General features: G+C 67.5%; 2 protein-coding genes. One reads left to right on the top strand and one right to left on the bottom strand.

Annotated features, from left to right (window positions below; translation table 11 throughout):
* A partial coding sequence (locus VGF12_RS17500; RefSeq protein ID WP_331177329.1) for an efflux RND transporter permease subunit occupies positions 1-2,718 on the top strand: 2,718 nt, incomplete at its 5' end.
* Here the strand turns inward: VGF12_RS17500 and VGF12_RS17495 are convergent.
* Entirely contained in the window at positions 2,719-3,192 is a 474-nt protein-coding gene (locus tag VGF12_RS17495; RefSeq protein WP_331177328.1) for a low molecular weight protein-tyrosine-phosphatase, read from the bottom strand.
* Between the last annotated feature and the right edge of the window lie 137 nt (positions 3,193-3,329).

Genomic DNA, 3,329 nt, shown 5'->3' with positions numbered 1-3,329 from the left:
TACCGCAAGGTCAACCCGGCCGACGCGCCGGTGTTGCTGGTGGCGCTGACGTCGCCGTCCATCGACCTGACCGAGCTGAACGATTACGCGGAGAACCTGCTGTCGCCGGGGCTGTCCACCATCGACGGCGTGGCTCAGGTGTCCATCTTCGGCCAGAAGCGCTATGCGGTGCGCATCAAGGTCAGCACCGACCTGCTGAACCAGCGCAACATCACACTGGACGAGTTGCAGACGGCCGTGCGGGCCGCCAATGCCAACACGCCCGTGGGCGTGCTGGACGGTACGCGCCAGACGCTGACCATCCAGGCCAACCGCCAGCTGCGCAATGCCGCCGAGTTCGGGCGAATCGTCGTCGCCTCCCGCAACGGCGCGCCCGTGCTGCTGCGCGACGTGGCCGAGGTGCAGGACAGCGTCGAGACCAGCAAGACCTACTCCACCTATCAGGGTGAGCGCTCCATCGTGCTGGCCATCCAGCGCCAGCCCGACGCCAACACCGTGCAGGTGGTGGACAAGGTCAAGGCCCTGCTGCCGCGCTATGCCGAGCAGATGCCCGCGTCCATCAAGATGTCGACGCTGAACGACCGCTCGGTGTCCATCCGCGAGTCGCTGCACGACGTCTACCTCACGCTGGCGTTGACCGTGGGCCTGGTGGTCCTGGTCATCTTCATCTTCCTGCGCCGCGCGGTGGCCACGCTGATCCCGACGGCCTCGCTGCCGATCTCGCTGATCGGCGCGCTGACGCTGCTGTTCGCGCTGGGCTACTCGCTGGACAACATCTCGCTGCTGGGCATCACGCTGGCCGTGGGCCTGGTGGTGGACGACGCCATCGTCATGCTGGAGAACATCGTCCGCCACGTCGAGGACGGCATGAAACCCTTCGATGCGGCCGTGCGCGGCGCGCGCGAGATGGCGTTCACCATCCTGTCCATCTCGGTGTCGCTGGTGGCGGTGCTCATCCCCATCTTCTTCATGCCGGGCGTCATCGGCTTGCTGTTCCACGAGTTCGCGGTCGTGGTGGGCCTGTCCATCCTGGTCTCGGCCGTGGTTTCGCTGACGCTGGTGCCCATGCTGTGCAGCCGCCTGCTGAAGGCCGACGAGCACCACGAGGACGGTCCGCTGGGCCGGATGTTCGAGCGCGGCTTCACGGCCACGCTGAACGCCTACACACGCACGCTGGACCTGGCCCTGCGCCACCGCTCCTGGGTACTGGGCGTGGCGGTGTTGAGCTTCATCGCGACGATCTGGTTCTACACCACCATCCCCAAGGGTTTCTTCCCCGAGGAGGACATCGGCCAGATCCAGGCCAGCACCGAGGCCGCCGAGGACACCTCGTTTGCCGCCATGACCCTGCTGCAGGACCGCGTCGCGGCCATCGTGCGCAACGACCCCAATGTCGCTGCGCTGAGTTCCGCCGTCGGCGGCGGGCCTTCGGGCAGCGCCACCAACACCGGCCGCATGTTCATCAACCTGAAGGCCCGGGGCGACCGCGAGCCCATGCCCAAGGTGCTGGAAGGACTGCGCAAGAAGCTGCGCGCCGTCCCCGGCATTCAGGTCTATCTGCGCCCGGTGCAGAACCTGCAGCTCGGCGGCCGCCAGAGCAAGAGCCGCTACCAGTACACGCTGCAGTCGGTGTCGGCCGGCGAGCTCAACAGCTGGGCCACCAAGCTGCAGGAGAAGCTGCGCGGCGACAACCGCTTCCGCGACGTCACCAGCGACTCCCAGCTGCGCGGCCTGCAAGCCAGCCTCGTCATCGACCGTGAGCGCGCTTCCATCCTGGGTGTGCAGATGCAGGACCTGCGCAACGCGCTCTACGGTGCATTCGGCGAGCGCCAGGTGTCCAGCATCTATGCCGAGAGCAACACCTACCAGGTCATCATGGAGGCGGGCGACAACGATCGCAGCAGCGAAGCCGCATTCGACAAGATCTACCTGCGCGGCAAGAACGGCGCCCAGGTGCCGCTGACGGCGTTCGCCACCGTTCAGCGCACGCTGGGGCCGACGGCGGTCAACCACCAGGGCCAGTTGCAGGCGATCACGATCAGTTTCAACCTCGCGCCCAACGTGCCGCTGGGCGACGCCACCCGGCAGATCTCCGCGTTCACGCAGGAGATCAAGCTGCCGCCCAGCATCATCACCAGCTACGGCGGCGATGCGGCGGTGTTCCAGGATTCGCAGAGCGGCCAGTTGCTGCTGATCGGCCTCGCGGTCGCCGTCATCTACGTGCTGCTGGGCGTGCTCTACGAGAGCTACATCCACCCGATCACCATCCTGGCCGGCCTGCCGTCGGCGGCGGTCGGCGCGCTGATCACGCTGCAGCTCTTCGGCATGGAGCTGACCATCATCGCCACCATCGGCATCGTCATGCTGATCGGCATCGTGAAGAAGAACGCGATCATGATGATCGACTTCGCGCTGGACGTGCAGCGCAGCCAGGGCCTGGCGCCGGCCGAGGCCATTCGCCAGGCCTGCATCCTGCGGTTCCGGCCCATCATGATGACGACGCTGGCCGCACTGATGGGCGCGCTGCCCATCGCGCTGGGGCTGGGCGCCGGTGCCGAGCTGCGCCAGCCGCTGGGCCTGGCCGTGGTGGGCGGGCTGATCCTGTCGCAGGCGGTGACGCTCTACATCACGCCGGTCATCTACCTGGCGCTGGATCGCTTCAGCGGCCAGGGACCGGACACCCGCGAAGTGGCCGAGTTCGCCAGCAAGGCCGGCTGATCAGCTGAATTTCAGGCGGCCCTCGCGGGCCGCCATTTGCAGACTGCCGGCGGCGCGCTCGATCATGCCGATGACGGCATCGAAGCCCGCGACGGGGCCGAAATAGGGGTCCGGGATGTCCTGGCCGGCCATCTCGGGCACGAAGGTGGTCAGCAGCTGAATGCGGGCGTGATGCTCGGGCGGGGCCTTCCTGCGCAGCGACTCCAGGTGCTCGGCCTCCATCACCAGCACGAGGTCGTATTGGCCCAACTGCTCCGGCTCGACGCGGCGCGAGCGCCATTTGCGCTCCAGGCTGTAGTCGTGCCGGGCCAGGGCGGCGGCGGCACGGGCGTCCACCGGGCCACCGTGCGGGTCGGCATGTACGCCGGCCGAGGCGACCGTCTTGAATACCTCGCCGAGGCGCGCCTTGAAGATGGCTTCAGCCATCGGCGAGCGGCAGATGTTGGCGGTACAGACGAGCAGGACGGCGGCCATGTCAGCGCCGCCCGTCCATCCGAGGGCGATGGCGGGCCCCCTCCGAGAGCAGCATGGGAAGTGCAGGGGGGAGCATGACTCAGGCTTTCGAAAGCTCGGTGCGCATCGCGTCGATGACGGCCTTGTAGTCCGGCTTG

Source organism: Roseateles sp. (genome assembly GCF_036404855.1).
In the GTDB taxonomy this organism is placed as follows: Bacteria; Pseudomonadota; Gammaproteobacteria; order Burkholderiales; family Burkholderiaceae_C; genus Pelomonas.
Note: the sequence above shows the minus strand (reverse complement) of the source record. Positions and strands in the feature narration are given on the sequence as shown.

Excerpts from the sequence above, each read along its gene's own strand:
- VGF12_RS17495 (WP_331177328.1), bottom strand. The coding sequence starts at position 3,192 with ATGGCCGCCGTCCTGCTCGTCTGTACCGCCAACATCTGCCGCTCGCCG.